Here is a 21345-nt window from a genome sequence, read left to right as displayed (position 1 = left end):
GACCTCAGCAGCCCAAACACCCCGGACGCGCGAAGCCTGCGTGGCGGAACGCGCCCATACCCGCTTGCCCGCTTGGCGCGGGCGGATGAGCTTCGTCCGGACGGGACGGAATGCGTTTCGTCGGCACGACGGCGAGCGCACCGCAACAGCAAAAAGCCCCGGCGCAAGGCCGGGGCTTTCCGTAGAACCAATCTCGGAAGAGATCAGAAAGAACGCTTGGCCGAGAAGGTCACGCGGTTCTGAGCAGCTTCCTGCGAGTAGGAGATCGGGGTGACGTTGCCGTAGAGGAAATCCGAACCCGAGTACTCGGCGTTCAGGTAGTCGTACTGGAGGACCAGGGTCAGACCCTTGACCGGGACCCAGCCGATGTTGACGCCGACATTGTAGCCGGTGAAATCGGTCGAGGAGACGCCGGTGAAGTTCGTGTTGTTGTTGACGTCGATGTCGTAGCCGACAGCGAAGTTATCGGACTGGGTGTAGCTACCGACCACGGTGGTGAACACCGAGGGGGTCCAGTAGTGGATCAGCGAACCGCCGACATACCAGCCTTCGACAGCCCTGCCGAAAGCATCGACGACCGGGATCGTGCCGTCGAGGCCGAGATAGCCCGGAGCGCCCGAGGCGTAAGCGCCTTCGACGTACAGGGTGGTGGTCTCAGCGAAGTCGAAGCGCACGCCGGCGAGGACGGCCCAGCCGGAGTCGTCGTTGCTGGTGAACAGGGAGGTGGGGCCATTACCGAAATCCGGACCCACGAGCGGGTTCCAGTCACCGATCTGGTGCCAGGCGCCCGACACCTTGAACGCACCCCAGGTGCCTTCATAAGCGATGTTACCGACGATGTCCGGAACCTGCTGACCGCTCAGCTCTTCGAAGTTCGCGAACTCGTCCTCACGACCGTAGGAGTCTTCGAGGGCGATGGTCGCCGAGAAGCCGTTGCCGAAGTCGGCGGTGTACTGGATCACGTTCAGCGTCACGTCCGAATAGAACGAGCCCGGCTGAATGCCCTGCCAGCCGTCGCCGGCCCAGAAGTCGAACGCCGAAGTGGCGCGACCGAAGGTGAAGCCAGCGAACTGGATGTAGCCATACTTCATTTCGGCCGAGTTGCGGATGCCGTCGCTGAAGCTGAACTCGCCGGTGTCGATTTCCTGGCCGAAGCCGTAGCTCTCACCAGCATTGAAACGACCTTCGAAGTACGAACGCAGGGTGCCGTATTCGGTCTGCGTACGGGCATCGAGCTGAACGCCGACGCGGGTGAGGAAGTAGCTCTGCCCGTCCGGATCGTTATCAAGACGATAAGAAACCCCGGGGACAGTGACGCGGGTCTTGCCCTCGATGTCCGTGAAGTAGGTGTCGGCCGTCACATAGCCGCCGACCTTCAGGCAGGTATCGGTGCCGGGAATGTAGTAGAAGCCGGCGCCGTAGGTGGAGCAGATCTTCACATATTCCGCAGCCTTCGCCTTCACAGGCAGATCGGCCGCCGCAGCAGTCCCGACCATCGCAAGCCCGGCAACCGAGCCGAGCAGCACATTCTTAATGACCGTCTTCAATTTCATTCTCCCCCAAATTGGACCAATGTTGGGTTTTCGATTGTCAGGACCCGCCGCACGGCGCGGCACCCACAGCGATACTGTTCGAAACACCCCGGCGGTGCAAAGCCAAAGTGGCCCCCAAAGCCCCCCGCCGCCTATTCCGCAACGAAGTGTTGCCATCGAGACACAATTTTCACGCCGCCCCGACGGCGCGCCAAATCCGGCCTCTCGGCCACGAAAACCATTTGTAAATCAGTGGTTAATGAGGCCGGCCGCGGTAAAGGCGAGGCTGCGGCCCGTGAAATTGTGGCGCCCGGCGCCACCGGGCCGCCCCAATCAGCGGCGCTGCCAGCGGCCGTTCGGGTCCTGCTGCCAGTAGGTGACCTCATGCCCCTCGGCGCGGGCGCGACGCCAGGCCTCGCGGACCGGCTCGACGGCTTCGGAATCGTTGCCGTCAAACAGATGGATCACCCGTTGATAGGCACCGACATCGGCGATCGCCGCGCCGTCGATCAGGAAACGTGTCACGGCGCCGTTGGGATTCGATTCGTCGGCGGTGAGGAGAATCGGCTGGCGCGCCGGCTCCGGCTGGCGGTCTGTGCCGTGCGGCAGGAACGACGCGTCGTCATAGGTCCACAGAATCTGCTCCAGCGCCTCGACCCGTTCGGGTGACGTCGCCTGAACGGTGCAACGCCAGCCCCGCTCCAGGCATTTCTCCAGGAGCTGGGGCAAGGCGGCGTCGAGCGGCCGGTTCTGCAGGTGATAGAAGAGCACTTCCGTCATGAAACGCCTTCGTTCCCTGATTCAGCAGCGGTCGCCCGACGCCGGCGTCACGATTCGTAGTGGCGGGCCACCAGGTCGTCGAGCAGGCGCACGCCCCAGCCCGAACCCCAGCTCCGGTTGAACTCGCTGGCGGGAGAGGACATGCCGGTGCCGGCAATGTCGAGATGCGCCCATGGCACGTCGCCGACGAAGCGCTGGATGAACTGCGCGGCGGTGATCGAGCCGCCGAAGCGCCCGCCGGTGTTCTTCATGTCGGCGAATTTCGAATCGATGAGTTTGTCGTATTCCGCCGAGAGCGGCAGGCGCCACACCTTCTCGCCCGTCGTCAGCCCGGAGTCGGCCAGCCGCTCGGCGAGCGTGTCGTTGTTGGAGAACAGGCCGGCATGCTCGGTGCCGAGCGCCACGATGATGGCGCCGGTGAGCGTCGCGAGGTCGACCATGAACTGCGGCTTGAAGCGCTCCTTGGCGTACCAGAGCACGTCGCCCAGCACGAGGCGGCCCTCGGCGTCGGTGTTGATGATCTCGATGGTCTGGCCGGACATGGAGGTGACGATGTCGCCGGGGCGCTGCGCCTTGCCGTCGGGCATGTTCTCGACGAGGCCGATGAGGCCGACCGCGTTGACCTTCGCCTTGCGGCTGGCCAGCGCGTGCATGAGGCCGACCACGCAGGCGGCGCCCGCCATGTCACCCTTCATGTCCTCCATGCCGGCGGCCTGCTTGATTGAAATGCCGCCGGTGTCGAACACCACGCCCTTGCCGACGAAGGCCACGGGCGCCTCCTCGGACTTGCCGCCGTTCCACCGCATCACCACGACACGGCTTTCCTGGTCGGAGCCCTGGCCGACACCGAGCAGCGCGCCCATGCCGAGCTTCTTCAGGTCCTTCTCGCCGAGCACCTCGACATCCACGCCGACCTTGGAGAGGTCGCCCGCGCGCCGGGCGAATTCCGTGGGGGTGAGCACGTTGGCGGGCTCGTTGACCAGGTCACGGGCCATCGCTACGCCCTCGCCGATGCCTTCGCGCTTCTTCCATGCGCGCTTCGCCGCTGCGTCGTTCTCTATATAGAGGGTCACCTTCGGCTTGGCCGTCGCCTCGTCCGCCTTCTTCCTGGTCTTGTAGCGGTCGAAGGAATAGGCGCGCAGGCGCAGGCCGAGCGCCAGTTCCGCCGCTGCGTCGGCCGGCACCTCGCCACCGGGTAGCGCCAGGACCACGCTCACTTCCTTGGCCGAGGCCGGCAGGCGCCCCATGATGGCCCCGCCGAGCTTGAGCCAGTCGAAGGACTTCAGCGCCGGAACCTTGCCGACCCCGATCACGACGAGGCGCGACGCGTCGAGCCCGGACGGCGACAGGATGTCGAGCGCCTTGCCCGACTTGCCGGTGAAGCGGTCCGCCTGGGCCGCGCTCGCCACCAATGTGCCGGAAGGTGCCAGCAGCGCCTCGACCGCCGGCGCGAACACTGGCGTCTCGCCTTCCGCCGGCTCGGCGGCAAGCAGGACGACGATCCCTTCCAGAGCGGCGGGAAGCTTGGCGAAACTGATCTTCACATGGTCGGGCATCGGGGCACCTTGATTGGTCTCGGCTGTCTTTGTTCTGTTTAGCCGAATGCGTGACGGGCGACGAGCCTGAAAGGGTCACGGCGTTAACGCGGCGCCGCCCGATTTGCGCCGGAACGCGCAGCCAATTATGCATCGTGCGCAGGGAAGGCCACGCCGGGGCGGCGGGCACCACCGACAGGGATCAGGATACGCCGCTCGATGAACCGCCTGGACCGTTACGTGTTCCGCTCAGCCGCAACGGCGTTTGTGGGGACACTGCTGGTACTGACCGCCATGATCTGGGTGACGCAGGCACTGCGTGAACTCGACATCATGACGACTCAGGGACAGACGATCATTGCCTTTGTCGTCATCACCGCCCTCGCCCTGCCCGCTCTCATTCTCGGCCTCGCGCCGGCGGCGCTGTTCATGGCGGTGACGTATACGCTGTTCCGCATGAACAGCGATTCCGAGATCGTCGTGGCGAGCGCGGCCGGCATCTCGACCTGGCGTTTCCTGCGCCCCCTGGTGATTCTCGCGGTACTGGTGGCCGCGTGCTGCGCCGCCCTGTCGATGGAGCTGGTGCCGGCGGCGATGCGCCAGTTCCGCTACGAGATCACCCGGGTGCGGGCCGACGTGGTCGCCTTCATCGCCCAGCCGGGCCGGTTCACCACGCTCTCCCAGGGCATGGTGTTCCACGTGCGCGAGCGCAATGCGAACGGCGTGCTCGGCGGAATTTTCATCAATGATGCCCGCGACCCCAAGGAGGTGAACACCTATCTCGCCGAGCGCGGACAGGTGATCGATTCCGAGGAAGGCACCTTCCTCGTTCTCGAGGACGGTGCCATCCACCGGCGCACCCCCGGCAAGGCGGACAGCAACGTCGTCGAGTTCCAGCGCTATGCCTTCGATCTTTCGCCCTTCACCAATAGCGGCGAACCCACAGTCTATCGCGCGCCGGAGCGCTCCTTCCGCGACCTGTGGAGTCCCGATCCGAAGGACTTCGTGATCTTGATCGAAGGCAGCGGCCGGTTCACCGAGGAACTGCACCGACGGCTGTCGCTGCCGCTTTATGTACTGGCCTTCTTCAGCATCGCCTGCGCCGCGCTGGCCGAGCCGCGCACCACCCGCGAAGGGCGTGGACTGGCTCTGGCCGGCACCGCTCCCTTCGTCATCTTTCTTCAGGTCACCAGTTTCGGGTTGATCAACCAGGTCCGCAACGAACCGGACCTCGTCCCCGTCGTGTACCTTGTTCCCATCGTGTTCATTCTCGGTTCTGCCCTTTCGCTGAGCGGGCGCTTCAAGCCGCGCATGCCGGCAGCGATTCGGGAGAGGATCGACCGCCTCGCCCAGCGCGTCGTGCGCGCGACGGTAAACTGAGCCTCGCGATGCGCCCTCACGAAAATATCACCGGCAGCGGAGCGGCGACGTGATCGGACGCACGCTCGGCTTCTATTTCGGCCGCCGGTTCATCAGTTCGGTGCTCGGCATCTTCCTCGGCTGCGCCGGGCTGATCATGCTCATCGACCTGCTCGAACTCTCCCGTCGGGTCGGCGAACGCGATGTCGACTTCACCACGCTGATGCTGCTGGTGTTCTACCGCATGCCGTTCTTCACCGAGCAACTTCTGCCGTTCGCCGTGCTGTTCGGCGCCATCGGCACGTTTCTCACCCTGTCGCGGCGGCTGGAACTGGTGGTGGCGCGCGCCGCCGGCATCTCGGCATGGCAGTTCATCGCTCCGGCGGCGCTGATCGCCGTCGCCCTCGGGGTGTTTTCCACAGCCATCTACAATCCGGTTTCCGCCGAGTTCAAGGAGCGCGCCAGCCGGCTGGAGGCGGAGATATTCAATCGCCAGACCGGCCTGTTCGCTGCCGGCAGGAGCGGCTTCTGGCTGCGCCAGCAAAGCGTCGACGGGCAGGCCATCATCCAGGCGGCGGCCACGAGCAATGGCGGGCGCGAACTCACCGGGGTCAACGTTTTCCTGTTCGACGAGCACGACAAGCTGCTCGAACGCATCGAGGCACGTCGCGCCGAGCTGGATGCCGGCGCGTGGCGGCTGGAAAAAGCGCGCGTTTTAACTCCTGCAATAGGGTTGCAGGAGTACGACGTGTACATGCTCGCCACCAATCTCACCCCCAATCAGGTTCAGGAATCGCTGCAAAGCGAGACCGTTCCGTTTTGGGATCTGCCCGCCGCCATCGACGCGGCGACCCGCGTCGGCTTTGGCGCGGAACGCTATCGGCTGCAGTATCAGAGCCTGCTGGCGCGCCCCATGCTGCTGCTGGCGATGGTGCTGATTGCGGCCTCGGTGAGCCTGCGCGTCTTCCGCTTCGGCGGCATCGGCCAGACGATTCTCGGTGGCGTCGCGGCCGGCTTTCTGCTTTATGTTTTCACCAAGCTCGCCGAGGACCTCGGTGAGGCCGGGATTGTGCATCCCATTATCGCAGCGTGGTTTCCAGCGGTCGTCGGAGCATTGATGGGCATTCTCATCCTGCTTCACCGGGAGGACGGATGAAGGTCGGCAACGTGATAGCCGGCCAGGCAGATTCGACGATCCGGCGACTGAAGCGCCGTCTTAGTCAGTCCGCCTGCGCGTTGATTATCGGAGCAGGTTCCGTTGCGTTGGTCGCGTTGGGCCCGGCGTCGCTGGCGCATGCCCAGACGAGTGCCGAACAGCCGTCCCCCCTCGCTGCTGGGCTGGTCAACCGCCAGACCGACCCCAACGCCAAGATGCTGGTGACCGCCGACGAGCTGGTCTACGACAACACCCGCAACGAGGTGATCGCGGAAGGCAACGTCCAGATTTATTATGACGGGGCGGTGCTCGAGGCACGGCGCGTCGTCTATGATCGCGCCGCCAACCGGCTGCGGGCCGAAGGCGGTGTGCGCCTGAAGGACAAGGACGGCACGATCATCGCCGCCGACAACCTCGACCTGTCCCAGGACTTCAGCAACGGATTCGTGAACTCGCTGCGCATCGACACGCCCGAGAGCATGCATTTCGTCGCCGCGCGCGCCGATCGCGAGAATGGCGACACCACGGTGCTGACCAGCGGCGCCTATACGCCGTGCGAACCCTGTAAGGAGAACCCGCAGAAGCCGCCGATGTGGCAGGTGAAGGCCGCCAAGATCATCCATAAAGAAAAGGAACAGATGATCTATTTCGAGGACGCCAGGCTCGAATTCCTTGGCATCCCGTTCGCGTGGGTTCCCTACCTCGAGGCTCCCGATCCGACGGTGAAGCGCAAGTCCGGCTTCCTCATCCCGTCCTTCGTCAACACCTCCGAGATCGGCTACGGCGCAACCATTCCCTATTTCTGGAACATCGCGCCCAACATGGACGTGACGTTCTCCCCGCTCATCGTCTCCAAGCAGGGCGTGATGCTCGATGCCGAGTTCCGGCACCGGCTGGAAACGGGCACCTACAGCATCCGCGCCGCCGGCATCGACCAGCAGGACAAAGGCGCGTTCATGGGGACGGACGCCTTCGGGATGCCCGATCCGGAGCCCGGCTATCGCGACCAGCGCGGCATGATCGAGACGCATGGCCGGTTCAACATCAACAAGAACTGGTACTGGGGCTGGGACGGCTGGCTGCTGTCGGACGAGACCTTCCTGCAGGACTACAACCTGATCAACGCCGCCACACGCGAGGTCACCTCGCAGCTCTACCTCGTGGGCCAGGGCGACCGCTCCTATTTCGACCTGCGGGCGATGTATTTCACCGGCCTGACCTCCTACGACATCCAGGGCCAGCAGCCGGTCATCCACCCCGTGCTCGACTACAGCAAGACGCTGGGCGAATCGATTTTCGGCGGCCAGCTCAGCTACGACGTCAACTTCACCAGCCTGACCCGCGACGAGATCGATCTGCGCGCCACCTCGGCGGCCTTCGCACCGCCCCCGCTTGTGGCCGACTATATCGACGGCCCGACCAACCAGTGCGACCTCGCCGAGGTCTCCGCGGCCGGGGCAAACCTGCGCGACGCCTGCCTCATGCGCGGCATGGTCGGGAGCTATTCGCGCTTGTCGGGCGTGGTCGACTGGCGCCGGACCTTCATCGACGCCGCCGGTCAAACCTGGACGCCGTTCTTCAACATGCAGCTTGATGTCGCCTCGGTGCAGGCGCAGACTGAGGACTCCCCGTGGCTGCCGGGCGGCGACAATCAGCTCATCCGTGCCATGCCGGCGGTCGGCCTCGAATACCGTTACCCCTTCATCGCCGTTCAGAGCTGGGGCACCCAGACCATCGAGCCGATCGCGCAGGTCATCATCCGCCCGGACGAGACCGACATCGGCAAGTTCCCGAACGAGGACGCGCAGAGCCTGATCTTCGACGACACCAACCTGTTCGAGATCAGCAAATATTCGGGCTATGACCGCGTGGAAGGCGGCGGGCGGGCCAATGTGGGCATCCAGTACACCGCCAATTTCAATGAAGGCGGCCAGATCAATGCCCTGTTCGGCCAGTCCTACCAGATCTTCGGCAAGAACTCGTACGCCAATTACGACATGGCCAATACGGGTGCCGAATCCGGCCTCGAAGACGACGCTTCGGATTATGTCGCCCGCCTTTATTACCAGCCGACGGAGAATTTCTCGCTCATCAATCGCTTCCGCTTCGACAATGACGACTGGTCGGTCGAGCGTTACGAAATCGAAGGTCGCGCGAGAATCAACAAGCAGCTGACGGTTTCCGCCCTCTACGGCCTGTACACGGCACAGCCCCTGCTGGGTTACTACGAGGAGCGCGAAGGCATCCTCGGCACCGGCACGCTGAAGCTGAACGAGAACTGGAACCTGCGGGCGGCCGCGCGCTACAATCTCAGCCTCGACGAGATCGACTACACGCTGTTCGGCATTTCCTATGTCGACGAGTGCTTCGGCATCGCGCTGAACTACCGTTCGGATTATACAGAGAGCGGCAATCGCGAGCGCGTCGACACGGTGCTCGTCACCTTCACGCTGAAGACCCTCGGCGAGGCCGGATTCTCGACCCAGGTCGGGTCTAGCAGCAGTAACGATTGATCAGTGACGTCGCATTGACGCCACATCCGCCGACCAGAACAGCGCGGACAAGGCGGCGACGTTACGGAAGAGACGCGATGCGGCTCGCCGAAGGGGAGAGTGGAGAGAAAATGCTCGGACGGTCTTGGATACGGGATGGCTGGCGTGCCGGCCGTCATCGGGCCGCGGGGCAGATCGTTTGCGCGCTGCTCCTCGGCTGCGCGGCCTTCGCCGCCACGGCACTTATCTCGCCGCCGGCCCGCGCGCAACAGATACTCGTCCTGGTGCAGGGCCAGCCCATCACCAGCTTCGACGTCGCCCAGCGCATAAAGCTCGCCCAGCTCACCGAGCGCCGCAACCTTTCGCAAAAGCAGGCGCTCGACGAGCTGATCGACCAGCGCCTCAAGGTCGTCACGGCCGAGCGTTTCGGCATCACCGCCGACAAGGACGAAATCGAGAAGATGTTCGCCCGCATGGGCAGCCGCAGCGGCCGCTCGCCGGAACAACTGACCCAGGCCCTGGCGCAGTCAGGCCTCGATGCCGGCATGCTCAAGGCCAAGATGCGTGCCGATTATGTGTGGAACAACTATGTCCGAGGCCGTTTCTCGTCGGTAGCGACGATCCGCGATTCCGATGTCTTCGCCGCCCTTCAGTCAAAGGGCGAGGATCTCACCCGCGCCCAGCGCACCACCGAGTACACGGTGCGCCAGATTGTCCTTGTCGTGGGACGTACCGCGAGCCAGGGAGAGCGCTCGCAGCGGATGGCGGAGGCGAACGGCCTGCGCAAGCAGTTCGCCGATTGCGACAGCGGCGTGGAAACCGCGCGCGGCATGCGCGAGACCGTGGTGCGCGACCCGGTGATCCGCACCTCCGGCGATGTGAGTGCGGCAGCGCGCAAGGTCATGGACGACACGCCGATCGGCCACCTCACCGCGCCCGAAGTCACCCGCGCCGGCATCGAGATGATCGCGATCTGCAATCGCCGCGAGGTGGTCGGCGAGAGCGCCCAAAAGCGTGACGTGCGCAGCGAGCTGGAGAACAAGCAGTTCGACTCGGTCTCGAAAAAGCTGCTCGAAGACGCGCGCAGATCCGCCATGATCCAGTATCGCTGAGCGGATCATGGCACGCCCCTCGCCGGTCCTGGCACTGACCTCGGGCGAGCCGGCGGGCGTCGGCCCCGACATCACCCTCGCGGCCTGGCTGCTGCGCGATGCGCGCGCCCTTCCGCCCTTCTTTGTGACCGGCGATGCCGGTCTGCTGCGCCGCCGCGCCGCACAGCTCGGCCTCGCCGTGCCGGTGCGGGAGTGCACGCCGGAACAGGCGCGCGCGCTCTTTCCCGACGCACTGCCTGTCGTCAACGCGGGCCCCACGGCCACAGCCGATCCCGGCAAACCAGACGCCAGCAGCGCAGCCGCGGCCTGTGCGGCAATCGACAGCGCCGTCGCGCTGGTAAAGGCCGGACGCGCAAGCGCCGTGGTGACGAACCCGATCTCCAAGGCGGTGCTCTACGCCGACGGCTTCGGCTTTCCCGGCCATACCGAATATCTCGCGCATCTCGCCGGCCTGCCGGCGCCGCGCCCGGTCATGATGATCTGGTCGCCGGAGCTCGCCGTCGTGCCCACCACCATCCACGTGCCTCTGGCCGAGGTGCCGCGCCTGTTCACACATGCGCTTCTCGTCGAGACCGCGCAGATCACCGCCCGCGACCTGCGCCTGCGCTTCGGCATTGCCGCCCCGCGCCTTGCCATTTGCGGGCTCAACCCGCATGCGGGCGAAGACGGCATGCTGGGCTGCGAGGACGAGGACGTCACCCGACCCGCCGTCGAGACGCTGCGCCAACAGGGCATCGACGCCCGCGGGCCGCTGCCCGCCGACACGCTGTTTCATGCCGCCGCGCGCGCCACCTATGACGCCGCCATCGGCGCCTATCACGACCAGGTGCTGGCGCCGGCCAAGGCGCTGGCCTTCGACCGTGCGGTGAACGTCACGCTCGGCCTGCCCTTCGTACGCACCTCGCCGGACCATGGCACCGCCTTCGGCCTCGCGGGAACCGGGCGGGCCGACCCGTCCAGCCTGATCGAGGCGCTGCTTCTGGCGCGCCGGCTGGCCGAGCGTGACGCGGCCAATGCGCGAGAGCCTTCGGTGCGCGATCACCTGGCGCTCGATGGCCAGCCGGGCTGATCCATGAGCCCCGACGTATGAGCATCGACAGCCTGCCGCCGCTGCGCGACGTGATCCGCGAGCATGGCCTCTCCGCGTTGAAATCGCTCGGCCAGAACTTCCTGCTCGACCTCAACCTCACCTCGAAGATCGCCCGCACGGCAGGGCGGCTCGACGGGCTGACGGTGATCGAGGTCGGCCCCGGCCCGGGCGGGTTGACCCGCGCGGTGCTCGCGCTCGGGCCCGGACGTGTCATCGCCATCGAGCGCGATTCGCGCTGCGTGGCGGCGCTGGCCGAGGTTGCCGCGCATTATCCCGGGCGGCTCGAAATCATCGAAGGCGACGCGCTGGAGACCGATTATCGTGCCCTCCTCACGCCGGGCGAACGCGCCGTCATCATCGCCAACCTGCCCTATAATATCGGCACGCCATTGCTGGTCGGCTGGCTGTCCGCCGACCCCTGGCCCCCCTGGTACGAGAGCCTGACGCTGATGTTCCAGCGCGAGGTGGCCGAGCGCATCGTCGCCGCCCCCGGCGAGGACCATTATGGCCGCCTCGCCGTGCTCACCGGCTGGCGGGCGCAGGCGAGCATCGCCTTCGACGTGCCGCCCTCGGCTTTCGTGCCGCCACCCAAGGTCACCTCATCGGTGGTGCATCTGGTGCCGCGCGCCCTACCCTCGCCCTGCGAACGCAAGGCGCTTGAGCGCGTCACCGAGGCCGCCTTCGGCCAGCGCCGCAAGATGCTGCGCCAGAGCCTGAAAAGCCTCGGCATCGACGTCGGCGCGCTGCTGGAGGCAGCGGGAATCGCCCCGACCGAACGTGCCGAGCGCGTGCCGGTGGAGGGCTTCGTCGCGCTTGCCAATGCCTGGATGGCGATGCGCCGGACCGGCGCTCAGGACGTCAGCGTCGCCAGTTCCTGATCGAGCCGCTCGACGACGGGAGCGAGGCCGAGCTGGCGTTCGCGGCGCAGGCGCTCGGCGGTGAGGATCGCCTGAAGATTGATGAAGGTCGCGTTCAGGTCTTCGTTCACCAGCACATAGTCATATTCGCGCCAGTGGGCGATTTCGGTGCGGGCGTTCTTCAACCGCTTCTCGATCACCCCGGAGGCGTCCTCCGCCCGCCGCTCAAGCCGCGTCTTCAGCTCGCCGGCGGAGGGTGGCAGAATGAACACGCCGACGATATCGGACCGCATGTTCTCGTAAAGCTGAAGCGTTCCCTGATAGTCGATGTCGAACAGCACGTCCTTGCCGGCGGCCAGCGCATTCTCAACCGGCTCGCGCGGCGTGCCGTAGAAATTGCCGTGCACTTCCGCCGATTCCAGCAGGTCGCCGACGTCGCGCAGTTTCTCGAAGCGCTCGCGCCTGATGAAGTGATAATGGATGCCCTCCACCTCGCTCGGGCGTCGCTCGCGCGTCGTCACTGAGACGGAGAGGTGTATCTCCGGGTGCTCTCTCAGCAGCATCTGCGCCAGTGTCGACTTGCCTGCCCCGGAGGGCGAGGACAGAACCAGCATCAGCCCGCGGCGGACGACGGAAATCTGGGAAGGGCTGGTCATGGCGCTCACTCGATGTTCTGGACCTGCTCGCGGAACTGTTCGACCATGCCCTTGAGTTCAAGCCCGATGGCGGTCAGCGACACGTCATTGGCCTTGGAGCACAGCGTGTTGGTCTCGCGGTTGAATTCCTGCGCCAGGAAGTCGAGGCGACGCCCCATCGCGCCACCCTCCTTCAGCATGGCGCGTGCGGCGGCGACATGGGCCACCAGCCGGTCGAGTTCCTCGCGCACATCCACCTTGGAAGCGATCATCAGCGCCTCCTGGTGAAGCCGGTCGAGATCGAAGCTGGCGCCCGTGTCCATCAACACCCGAATCTGGTCGGCCAGCTTGGCGCGGATCGCCTCCGGGCGGCGCGACGGATTGGCCTCGGCGGCGGCGGTGAGCGCGGCGATGCCGTCGAGCCGCTCGCCCAGCACGATGCCGAGCGCCGCGCCCTCCTGCGCCCGCATGGCGGCAAGCTCGACCAGCGCCCGTTCGAAGCCGGCGATGATCTCCGCCTCAAGCGCGGCCCGCGCCGCCTCGCTGTCCTGCGCCTCGCTGATCTCCATTACGCCCTTGAGCCCGAGAAGGCTTTCGAGTTGCACCGGCGGCGCGCCAAGTTCATCGGCGACGCGCCGTACCGACGTCGCGATGCTGCGCAGCACGTCCTCATTGACGCGCACGCTGACCTCGGGGTCGGTGCGGGTGAGCGAAAGGTTGGCGTTTACATTGCCGCGCGACAGCACGCGCGCGGCGGTCTGGCGAAGGCCGTTCTCCAGCCCCTCCCAGCCGCCGGGAAGCCGCAGGCGGACATCGAGGCCCTTGCCATTGACCGATTTAAGCTCCCACGCCCAGCTCCACGCGCCGCTCGTGCCCTGGGTGCGTGCGAAACCCGTCATGCTGGCCAGCGTCATGTCGTCCCCCTGCCCCGCCCTCTGGGCGGCGGGCGGACCATAACGGCGGGCGCCCCCCGCCTCAAGCCGGTCGTGGGCTGAGGGGTCAGTCGACGGCTGTGGCGCCGGTGGTGCCGGACGTACCCGCCGGCAGCGAAGACGGGTCCACCTTGCGCTCGCGCTCGACCTGGCGCCAGCGCGCGACGTTCTTGTTGTGCTGGTCGAGGGTCTCGGCGAAGGCGTGCCCGCCGGAACCGTCGGCGACGAAATAGAGGTTCTTGGTCTTCGCCGGCCGGGCGGTGGCCTCGAGCGAGGCGCGGCCCGGATTGCCGATCGGCCCCGGCGGCAAGGCGGGGATCGTATAAGTGTTGAAGGGCGTCGGCGTGGAGATGTCGGTGCGGGTTAGCGGACGCTCCAGCCGGCCCTTGCCGCGCACCAGCCCGTAGATGATGGTCGGGTCGGACTGCAGGCGCATCTTCCGGTTAAGCCGGTTGACGAACACCGCCGCCACCTCGGTCCGTTCCTCGGGCACGCCGGTCTCCTTCTCGACGATGGAGGCAAGGATAACCAGTTCGTCGGGCGATTTGAGCGGCAGCTCGGGATCGCGTTTCTCCCAGATTTCCTTCAGCGTGGCGTCCTGGGTACGGGCCATCCGGCGCAGCAGATCCTCGCGGGAGGTGCCGCGGGTGATCCTGTAGGTGTCCGGCATCAGGCTGCCTTCGCGTGGCACCTGCCGCACGCCGCCGGACAGCTCCGCCACTTCCAGCACACGCTCGACGATCTGGTCGCTGGTCAGCCCCTCGGGAATGGTGACGGTGTATTCGATCACCTTGCCGGAAACGATGGTGCTCAGCACCTGCTGGATCGAGGCACCGCCGGCGAAGGCGTATTCGCCCGCCTTCAGCTTGCCGGAGGCGCGGGTGCCGAGCGCGGCGCCGACAAAGACCCATTTGTCGTCGATGACGCCCTGCTTCAGCAGCAGTTCGGCAATGTCCATCACGCCGTAATCGTTCGGCACGATCACCGCCTTGTCCTCGGCCAGCGGGCCGGGCGCATAATAGCGCTCCTTGCCGATCCACAGCGCGCCGCCACCCAGCACAATGAAAACCACCAGCAGGGTGAACACCATGCTGCCAGCGACGACCAGCGGATGATTCGCGCGGCGGGACGCCTTGTGCAGGTCAGGCGCCTTTCCCGGCGGCGTCGGGGAAGTCGGATCGGTCATCGGGGGCCTCGCCTCGCGTTGGCGGGCAGCGCAACGCACTGGCAGACTACCCGGAAAAATGGCGAAAGCGGGAAAACCGCCGCCGGAAAAGCCGCAGCTTCCCCGGCATTCGCCCCTTGAGTCCAGTTCGCCGCGCGCTCAGTTCGCGTAGCGCTTGAACACAACGGATGCGTTGGTGCCGCCGAAACCGAAGGAGTTCGACAGCGCGTAGTCGATCTCGCGCTTGCGCGGCGTGTGCGGCACGAGGTCGATCGCGGTCTCGGTCGAGGGGTTGTCGAGATTGAGCGTGGCCGGAGCGACCTGGTCGCGGATCGCCAGCAGCGAGAAGATCGCCTCCACCGCGCCGGCGGCGCCGAGCAGATGGCCGATGGCCGACTTGGTCGACGACATCGAGACCTTCGCGGCATTGTTGCCGAGCAGCCGCTGCACGGCGCCGAGCTCGATATCGTCCGCCATGGTCGAAGTGCCATGGGCGTTGATGTAGTCGATATCGGCCGGGGTGATGCCCGCCCGCTTCAGCGCCGCCGTCATGCAGCGGAAAGCGCCGTCGCCATCCTCGGAAGGGGCGGTGATATGGTAGGCATCGCCGGACAGGCCATAGCCGACGATCTCGCCATAGATCTTGGCGCCGCGCGCCAGCGCGTGATCGAGCGCCTCGACCACCACGACGCCGGCGCCCTCGCCCATGACAAAGCCGTCGCGATCCTTGTCGTAGGGGCGCGAGGCCTTTTCCGGCGTGTCGTTGTAGCTGGTCGACAGAGCCCGGCAGGCGGCGAAACCAGCAAGCGCGAGACGGTTGATCGGCGATTCGGTGCCACCCGCCACCATCACGTCGGCGTCGCCGAAGGCCACAAGACGGGCCGCGTCGCCAATGGCATGCGCGCCGGTGGAGCAGGCGGTCACGACCGCATGGTTCGGCCCCTTGAGACCGTGCTCGATCGACACATAGCCGCCGGCAAGGTTGATCAGACGGCCGGGAATGAAGAACGGCGACACGCGGCGCGGGCCACGCTCCTGCAGCAGCAGGGCGGTCTCGGCGATGCCCTGAAGGCCGCCAATGCCGGAACCGATCAGCACGCCGCTGGCGCACTGGTCCTCATAGGAAGCGGGGTGCCAGTCGGCATCGTCGAGCGCCTGGGTCGCCGCCGCCATCGCATAGATGATGAAGTCGTCGACCTTGCGCTGCTCCTTGGGCTCCATCCACTGATCGGGATTGAAGGTGCCGTCGGCGCCGTCGCCACGCGGCAACTGGCAGGCGATCTTGGCCGACAGGTCCGAGACGTCGAAGGACTCGACGCGGCGGGCACCGCTCTGTCCGGCAAGCAGACGCTGCCAGGTAATGTCAACGCCGCACCCGAGCGGCGTCACCATGCCGAGGCCGGTAACGACGACACGCCTCATCCGATGTCTCCGGAGAACTTCTGACCAGGTGGCGCCGCGACGGCGAACCGTCGCAGCGCGCGAGAGCGGCGATCAGGCCGCGTTCTTTTCCAGGAACTTGATGGCGTCGCCGACCGTCAGGATCGTTTCGGCGGCATCGTCCGGAATCTCACAGTTGAAGGCTTCTTCAAAGGCCATGACCAGCTCGACCGTATCGAGGCTGTCGGCGCCGAGGTCGTCGATGAAGCTCGCATTCTCGGTAACCTTCTCGGGCTCGACGCCCAGATGCTCGGCTACAATCTTCTTCACGCGCTCGGCAATATCGCTCATCGGTTCACCCTCGTCCGTATCCGGAGGTTGCTACGTTGTACCATTTGGCCCCCGCGCGAACGCGGTGTTGGCGGCCTGTTTTCTGCCCCGATTACAGGAGGTCCCCGAACGTTTCCGCAATGGAGTTGCGGTGTTCACCCCTGTGAGCCGTGGCGGTCGTTAGCACACTTCAAACGCCAAAACCAGCACGGTAAAGAGCGGGTTAACGGCGGTCTCGGCGGGCATCGTAAGATCGGCGTCAGATCATGGCCATCCCGCCGTTCACGTGCAGCGTCTGCCCCGTGACATAGCCGGCCTCGTCCGATGCAAGATAGACCGCAGCCGCCGCGATGTCCTCCGGCGCCCCCAGCCGCGCGGCCGGGACAGCGGAAAGAATCGCCTGCTTCTGCTTGTCGTTCAGCACGTCGGTCATCGGCGTGGCGATGAAACCCGGCGCGATGCAGTTCACCGTGACCCCGCGCGCCGCCACTTCCTTGGCGAGCGCCTTGGACATGCCGATCATGCCGGCCTTGGCGGCGGCATAGTTGCCCTGCCCGGCATTGCCGGTCACGCCCACGACGGAGGTGATGCCGATGATGCGGCCGGTGCGCCGGCGCATCATCGAGCGCGCGGCGGCGCGGGTGAGCCGGAAGCCGGCGGTGAGGTTCACCGCGATCACCGTGTCCCACATTTCGTCGGTCAGCCGCACGAACAGCCCGTCGCGGGTGATGCCGGCATTGTTGACGAGGATGTCGACCTCCCCCATGGCCTCCTCGGCCTGGGGCACAAGCTGCTCCACCTGCTCGATGTTCGACAGGTCGCAGGGCAGCACATGGGTGCGCTCGCCCATCTCCGAGGCCAGCGCCTCAAGCACCTCGCGGCGCGTGCCGGAGACTGCCACCGTGGCGCCGCGCGCGTGCAGCGCCTTGGCGATGGCGCCGCCTATCCCGCCGGTGGCGCCGGTGACAAGTGCGGTCTTCCCCGTCAGATCGAACATGGGAACCTCCTGAAATTTCTGTCTCAAGCCTGCGCCAGCGCGGCGGCAAAGGCGGCGACGTCCTCGGGCGTGCCCACACTGGACGCGGCCACCTGACGGGCGATGCGCTTGGTGAGGCCGGCGAGTACCTTGCCGGTGCCGACCTCGACCAGCCGGGTCACACCCTGCTCGGCCATGAACGACACGGATTCGCGCCAGCGCACCGTGCTGGTCACCTGCCGGACCAGAAGGTCGCGGATATGGTCCGGATCGGTCACCGGCGCCGCCGTGACGTTGGCGACCAGCGGCACCTTCGGCGCACACACCTCCACGCCGGCCAGCGCCTCGCGCATGGCCTTGGCAGCAGAGGCGATAAGACGGCAGTGGAACGGCGCCGACACCGCCAGCAGAATGGCGCGCGAAGCCCCCTCGCGCTTGGCGATCACGCAGGCACGGTCCACCGCGGCAGCGTGGCCGGAAACGACAACCTGCCCGGGGGCATTGTCATTGGCGACGTCGCAGATTTCGCCCTGGGCCGCCTCGGCCGCGACCGCTGCGACCTGGTCGAAGTCGAGCCCGAGAATCGCCGCCATGGCGCCGGTGCCCACCGGCGTCGCCGCCTGCATGGCGATGCCGCGCAGGCGCAGCAAGCGGGCGGTATCGGCGATCGAAAGCGAGCCGGCGGCGGCGAGCGCCGAATATTCGCCGAGCGAATGGCCGGCCACGAACGCCGCATCGCGGGCGAGGTCCAACCCCGCCTCGGCTTCCAGCACGCGAAGCGCGGCCAGCGACGAGGCCATAAGCGCCGGCTGGGTGTTGGCGGTCAGTGTCAGGGTCTCGAGCGGCCCGTCCCACATGACCGCCGAGAGCTTCTCGCCGAGCGCCGCATCGACCTCGTCGAACACGGCACGGGCTACCGGGAACTGGTCGGCGAGGGCCTTGCCCATGCCGACGACCTGGCTGCCCTGACCGGGGAAAACGAAGGCGATGCTCATGACGTTGCGATGACCTATACGCTGAGAATTGGCGGGCGCAGGAACAACGCCCTGCGTCCCGTGTCAAGTTGCAAGGGCATCGCAGGCCGGCCACCTCGTGGGTTCTCAACGCCTGATCGCCCCTCGCCGGAGGATGCCGGGCGGGAACAACGGCTCCCCAGCGAAGACAGGCGTGGGCACGGTGCTCCTATAGATTCGCACGCGAGGGGAAGACGGGTGCGGAAGGTCCCGCCGGCGCGCCGTCCATCGGCTCTGTCGAACCTTGATTTCCCGCTCCTTTCGCGTATAAGCGCGCGCACTGTCAGTCCCGGCCGGGGGCTGAACGGGCGGTTGCGCTCGGCTTTTCGCCGGACGCGGCAGCGAATCCGAGGGTTCGCGTCGCCCCGTGTCCCCGCCTTCGAGAATATTCGAGCCTTTCCGGGCTCGAAGGGCTCGGCGTCGGGACGGCGGCCGCAATAGTGCGGAACACAAGGAAAGGCACGAAACATGGCTCTTTACGAGCACGTGTTCCTCGCGCGCCAGGATGTGACGGCGCAGCAGGTCGAGGAACTCACGACACGCTTCAAGGGCGTGATCGAGGCGAATGGCGGTTCGGTTGCCAAGACCGAGTACTGGGGCGTGAAGACGCTTACCTATCGCGTTCGCAAGAACCGCAAGGCCCATTTCTCGCTGATGAACATCGACGCCCCGGCGGCCGCCGTGGCCGAGATGGAACGCCAGATGCGCATCGACGAGGACATCCTGCGCTACCTCACCATCCGCGTCGAGGAGCTTGAGGAAGGCCAGTCGGTCATGCTGCAGAAGCGCGACCGTGACGATCGCGGCGACCGTGGCTTCGGTGATCGCGGCTTCGGCGGCGACCGCGGCTTCGGTGGCGGCGGGCGCAGCTTCGGCGGCGACCGCGGCGGTGATCGTGGCGATCGTGGCCCGCGCCGCGACCGTGAAGAGGCTCCGGCCAACGTGGAGACTGAGTGATGGCTTTCGGTGGCACCGGCGGCGCAGCCGCGAACACGTCGGGCGCGCGTCGCCCCTTCTTCCGCCGTCGCAAGACCTGCCCGTTCTCCGGCGCCAACGCGCCGAAGATCGACTACAAGGACGTGCGGCTGCTGCAGCGCTACATTTCCGAGCGCGGCAAGATCGTTCCCTCGCGCATCACGGCCGTCTCGGCCAAGAAGCAGCGTGAACTGGCCCAGGCGATCAAGCGTGCGCGCTTTCTCGGCCTGCTGCCCTTCGTGATCCGCTGATCGCGTGACGCTTTCGTCCCCGGCTACGGCCGGGGACGCTCCTGACAGAATATTCCGACGGGCCGCGGATCTTCCGGGGCCTTGGCTGGGGTGGGCGGTGATCCACCCCTAACCGCTAAGGGCGGGACAGCGTGTCGATGGTTCAGAACTGGCTTATAGCGCTTGGCGCCGGTGCGGCGTCCGCCCTCCTGGTTGCGACCGTCGCAACCGGCAGCCCGCTCGCGCTCCCGCTCTTCTACCTCGCTCCGCTTCCGGTGCTGATCGTCGGCCTTGGCTGGACGCACCGTGCCGCGCTGATCGCCGCCTCGGCCGCCGCCGTCGCCATCGGCGTGTTTTTCGGCGTCGAACTGCTGCTCGCCTATGTCGCCGGCGTCGGCCTTCCCGCCTATGTGCTGGCCTATCTCGCGCTGATGGCGCGCGAGCCGCAGCCCGGTGCGTCGCTTGAATGGTTCCCCGTCGGCCGCGTCGTGCTGGCCGCCGCCATTCTCGGCTGCCTGGCGGTGGCGGCGCTTATCCCGCTGGTGGCCGGCAGCGTCGAGGGCTACCAGGCGGCGCTGCGCACGCTGTTCCAGGCGATGTTCGAGGAGCGCCCCGGGGCCGGCGGGCCGGATGTCGCGCGGCTGGTGGACCTGCTGGTGCTGGTCATGCCACCGGCGGCGGCCGTCGTCACCATGGTGACGCAGATCGGCAATCTGTGGCTGGCGGCCCATATTTCCCGCATATCCGGCCGGCTGATGCGGCCCTGGCCGGATCTCGCGACGATTTCGGTGCCGCGCCCGGTCGCGGTGCTGCTGGTGGGCGCCTTCATCGCCACCAATCTGGCCGGCGGCTTCGTCGGGCTGATGGCGGAACTGCTGACCGCCACCCTCGTCATGGCCTTCGCCTTCATCGGGCTCGCCGTCATCCACTGGATCACGCGCGGCGCCGCCGGCCGTTCGCTGGTGATCGCCACCGTCTGGATCGCCGCCCTCGCGCTCGGCTGGCCATTCGCCATTCTCGCCCTGCTCGGCCTTGCCGAAACGCTGTTCGGGGTACGCCGGCGCTTCCGAAAGGGCGGGCCGCCCGGGCGGCCGCCGGCGGCCAACGACCTCTGACCTCACTCAACCTTTCCGCTTTGACGCATTGAATGGAGAAACGAAATGGAAGTCATCCTGCTTGAGCGCGTCGCCAAGCTTGGCCAGATGGGCGAAGTCGTGCGCGTGCGCGACGGCTATGCCCGCAATTTCCTGCTGCCCTCGGGCAAGGCGTTGCGCGCCACCAAGGAGAACAAGGGCCGCTTCGACTCGATGAAGGCCCAGCTCGAGACACGCAACCTCGAGCTCAAGACCGAAGCCGCCAAGGTCGGCGAGACGATGAAGGGTACGGAGATCGTCCTGGTCCGCCAGGCCGGCGAGACCGGTCATCTCTACGGCTCGGTGTCGACCCGCGACATCGCCGAGGCGCTGACCGCCGCCGGCTTCTCGGTGGAGCGCCGGCAGATCATCCTCAATCACCCGATCAAGACGATCGGCGTGCACGAGGTGCCGGTCACCCTGCACCCCGAGGTCGAGGTGGCGATCCGCGCCAACGTCGCCCGCAGCGCCGAGGAAGCTCAGCGCCAGTCGCGCGGTGAGGACCTCTCCGTCCGCCGCGACGACGAGGACGAGGACGAGAGCGAATACTTGGAGGAAGCCCCCGCCGAGGCCGACGAGGCGCCGGAGGAAGAGCAGGCCTGAAGTTTTTACGCTAGGGAATACGTCCAAAGGCGCAGCCCGGCCGGTCACGGCCGGGCTTTT

Annotated in this window: 20 protein-coding genes; 10 read left to right on the top strand and 10 right to left on the bottom strand. The window is 66.5% G+C overall.

Annotated elements, in window-relative coordinates:
* Positions 1-203 precede the first annotated feature (203 nt).
* From KHC23_RS19060 to KHC23_RS19050, 3 genes are all read right to left on the bottom strand, one after another.
* Positions 204-1553, bottom strand: a complete 1350-nt coding sequence (locus KHC23_RS19060) for a porin (protein ID WP_213374747.1) — start codon at positions 1551-1553, stop codon at positions 204-206.
* Between the two features lie 312 nt (positions 1554-1865).
* A complete protein-coding gene (locus KHC23_RS19055) occupies positions 1866-2312 on the bottom strand; it encodes a DNA polymerase III subunit chi (RefSeq protein ID WP_213374745.1) in 447 nt (148 codons plus the stop codon).
* A gap of 47 nt (positions 2313-2359) precedes the next feature.
* Positions 2360-3868, bottom strand: coding sequence for a leucyl aminopeptidase (locus tag KHC23_RS19050; protein ID WP_213374743.1), 1509 nt, complete (start codon positions 3866-3868; stop codon positions 2360-2362).
* Positions 3869-4066: 198 nt separating this feature from the next.
* On the opposite strand from KHC23_RS19050, the gene lptF reads away from it, so the two are divergent.
* The 6 genes from lptF (at position 4067) to rsmA (ending at position 11934) form a co-directional block, all read left to right on the top strand.
* Positions 4067-5227 carry an LPS export ABC transporter permease LptF gene (gene lptF, locus KHC23_RS19045; protein ID WP_213374741.1) on the top strand — a complete coding sequence of 387 codons (1161 nt, stop codon included), beginning with the start codon at positions 4067-4069 and terminating at the stop codon, positions 5225-5227.
* Positions 5228-5276: 49 nt separating this feature from the next.
* Positions 5277-6362, top strand: coding sequence for an LPS export ABC transporter permease LptG (gene lptG / locus KHC23_RS19040; RefSeq protein WP_213374739.1), 1086 nt, complete (start codon positions 5277-5279; stop codon positions 6360-6362).
* Positions 6363-6469: 107 nt separating this feature from the next.
* Entirely contained in the window at positions 6470-8875 is a 2406-nt protein-coding gene (locus tag KHC23_RS19035) for an LPS-assembly protein LptD (protein ID WP_213374737.1), read from the top strand.
* A gap of 110 nt (positions 8876-8985) precedes the next feature.
* Positions 8986-9966 (top strand): SurA N-terminal domain-containing protein, encoded by a 981-nt coding sequence (locus KHC23_RS19030; protein ID WP_213374735.1) that lies wholly within the window; start codon positions 8986-8988, stop codon positions 9964-9966.
* 7 nt (positions 9967-9973) lie between these two features.
* Positions 9974-11035 carry a 4-hydroxythreonine-4-phosphate dehydrogenase PdxA gene (gene pdxA, locus KHC23_RS19025; protein ID WP_213374733.1) on the top strand — a complete coding sequence of 354 codons (1062 nt, stop codon included), beginning with the start codon at positions 9974-9976 and terminating at the stop codon, positions 11033-11035.
* A 17-nt stretch (positions 11036-11052) separates the two neighbouring features.
* Complete coding sequence (rsmA, locus tag KHC23_RS19020; RefSeq protein ID WP_213374731.1) at positions 11053-11934, top strand: 16S rRNA (adenine(1518)-N(6)/adenine(1519)-N(6))-dimethyltransferase RsmA; 882 nt, start codon at positions 11053-11055, stop codon at positions 11932-11934.
* On the opposite strand, the gene gmk is transcribed toward rsmA, so the two are convergent.
* The 7 genes from gmk to fabD all read right to left on the bottom strand — a co-directional run bounded on the left by gmk (position 11907) and on the right by fabD (position 18326).
* Positions 11907-12569: a guanylate kinase gene (gmk, locus tag KHC23_RS19015; RefSeq protein WP_213374729.1), complete on the bottom strand. Its 663-nt coding sequence runs from the start codon at positions 12567-12569 to the stop codon at positions 11907-11909. The two genes, rsmA and gmk, sit on opposite strands and share 28 nt — an antisense overlap.
* A gap of 5 nt (positions 12570-12574) precedes the next feature.
* Positions 12575-13462 (bottom strand): YicC/YloC family endoribonuclease, encoded by an 888-nt coding sequence (locus tag KHC23_RS19010; RefSeq protein WP_213374727.1) that lies wholly within the window; start codon positions 13460-13462, stop codon positions 12575-12577.
* Between the two features lie 85 nt (positions 13463-13547).
* Complete coding sequence (gene mltG / locus KHC23_RS19005; RefSeq protein WP_213374725.1) at positions 13548-14666, bottom strand: endolytic transglycosylase MltG; 1119 nt, start codon at positions 14664-14666, stop codon at positions 13548-13550.
* Positions 14667-14804: 138 nt separating this feature from the next.
* Entirely contained in the window at positions 14805-16067 is a 1263-nt protein-coding gene (gene fabF, locus KHC23_RS19000; RefSeq protein ID WP_213374722.1) for a beta-ketoacyl-ACP synthase II, read from the bottom strand.
* Between the two features lie 72 nt (positions 16068-16139).
* On the bottom strand, positions 16140-16376 hold the full coding sequence (locus KHC23_RS18995; protein ID WP_013165911.1) for an acyl carrier protein: 237 nt from the start codon (positions 16374-16376) through the stop codon (positions 16140-16142).
* Positions 16377-16614: 238 nt separating this feature from the next.
* Complete coding sequence (gene fabG / locus KHC23_RS18990; protein WP_213374720.1) at positions 16615-17352, bottom strand: 3-oxoacyl-[acyl-carrier-protein] reductase; 738 nt, start codon at positions 17350-17352, stop codon at positions 16615-16617.
* A 23-nt stretch (positions 17353-17375) separates the two neighbouring features.
* Positions 17376-18326 carry an ACP S-malonyltransferase gene (gene fabD / locus KHC23_RS18985; RefSeq protein WP_213374718.1) on the bottom strand — a complete coding sequence of 317 codons (951 nt, stop codon included), beginning with the start codon at positions 18324-18326 and terminating at the stop codon, positions 17376-17378.
* Positions 18327-18812: 486 nt separating this feature from the next.
* On the opposite strand from fabD, the gene rpsF reads away from it, so the two are divergent.
* The 4 genes from rpsF to rplI all read left to right on the top strand — a co-directional run bounded on the left by rpsF (position 18813) and on the right by rplI (position 21285).
* On the top strand, positions 18813-19301 hold the full coding sequence (gene rpsF, locus KHC23_RS18980; protein ID WP_213374717.1) for a 30S ribosomal protein S6: 489 nt from the start codon (positions 18813-18815) through the stop codon (positions 19299-19301).
* A complete protein-coding gene (rpsR, locus tag KHC23_RS18975; RefSeq protein WP_018390316.1) occupies positions 19301-19570 on the top strand; it encodes a 30S ribosomal protein S18 in 270 nt (89 codons plus the stop codon). The genes rpsF and rpsR overlap by 1 nt, the downstream gene beginning before the upstream one ends.
* 137 nt (positions 19571-19707) lie before the next feature.
* Positions 19708-20664 (top strand): DUF2232 domain-containing protein, encoded by a 957-nt coding sequence (locus tag KHC23_RS18970; RefSeq protein WP_213374716.1) that lies wholly within the window; start codon positions 19708-19710, stop codon positions 20662-20664.
* Between the two features lie 45 nt (positions 20665-20709).
* Positions 20710-21285, top strand: a complete 576-nt coding sequence (rplI, locus tag KHC23_RS18965; protein ID WP_213374715.1) for a 50S ribosomal protein L9 — start codon at positions 20710-20712, stop codon at positions 21283-21285.
* The last annotated feature ends 60 nt before the right edge of the window (positions 21286-21345 follow it).

The sequence above is a fragment of the Ancylobacter dichloromethanicus genome (assembly GCF_018390645.1).
In the GTDB taxonomy this organism is placed as follows: Bacteria; Pseudomonadota; Alphaproteobacteria; order Rhizobiales; family Xanthobacteraceae; genus Ancylobacter; species Ancylobacter dichloromethanicus.
Note: the sequence above shows the minus strand (reverse complement) of the source record. Positions and strands in the feature narration are given on the sequence as shown.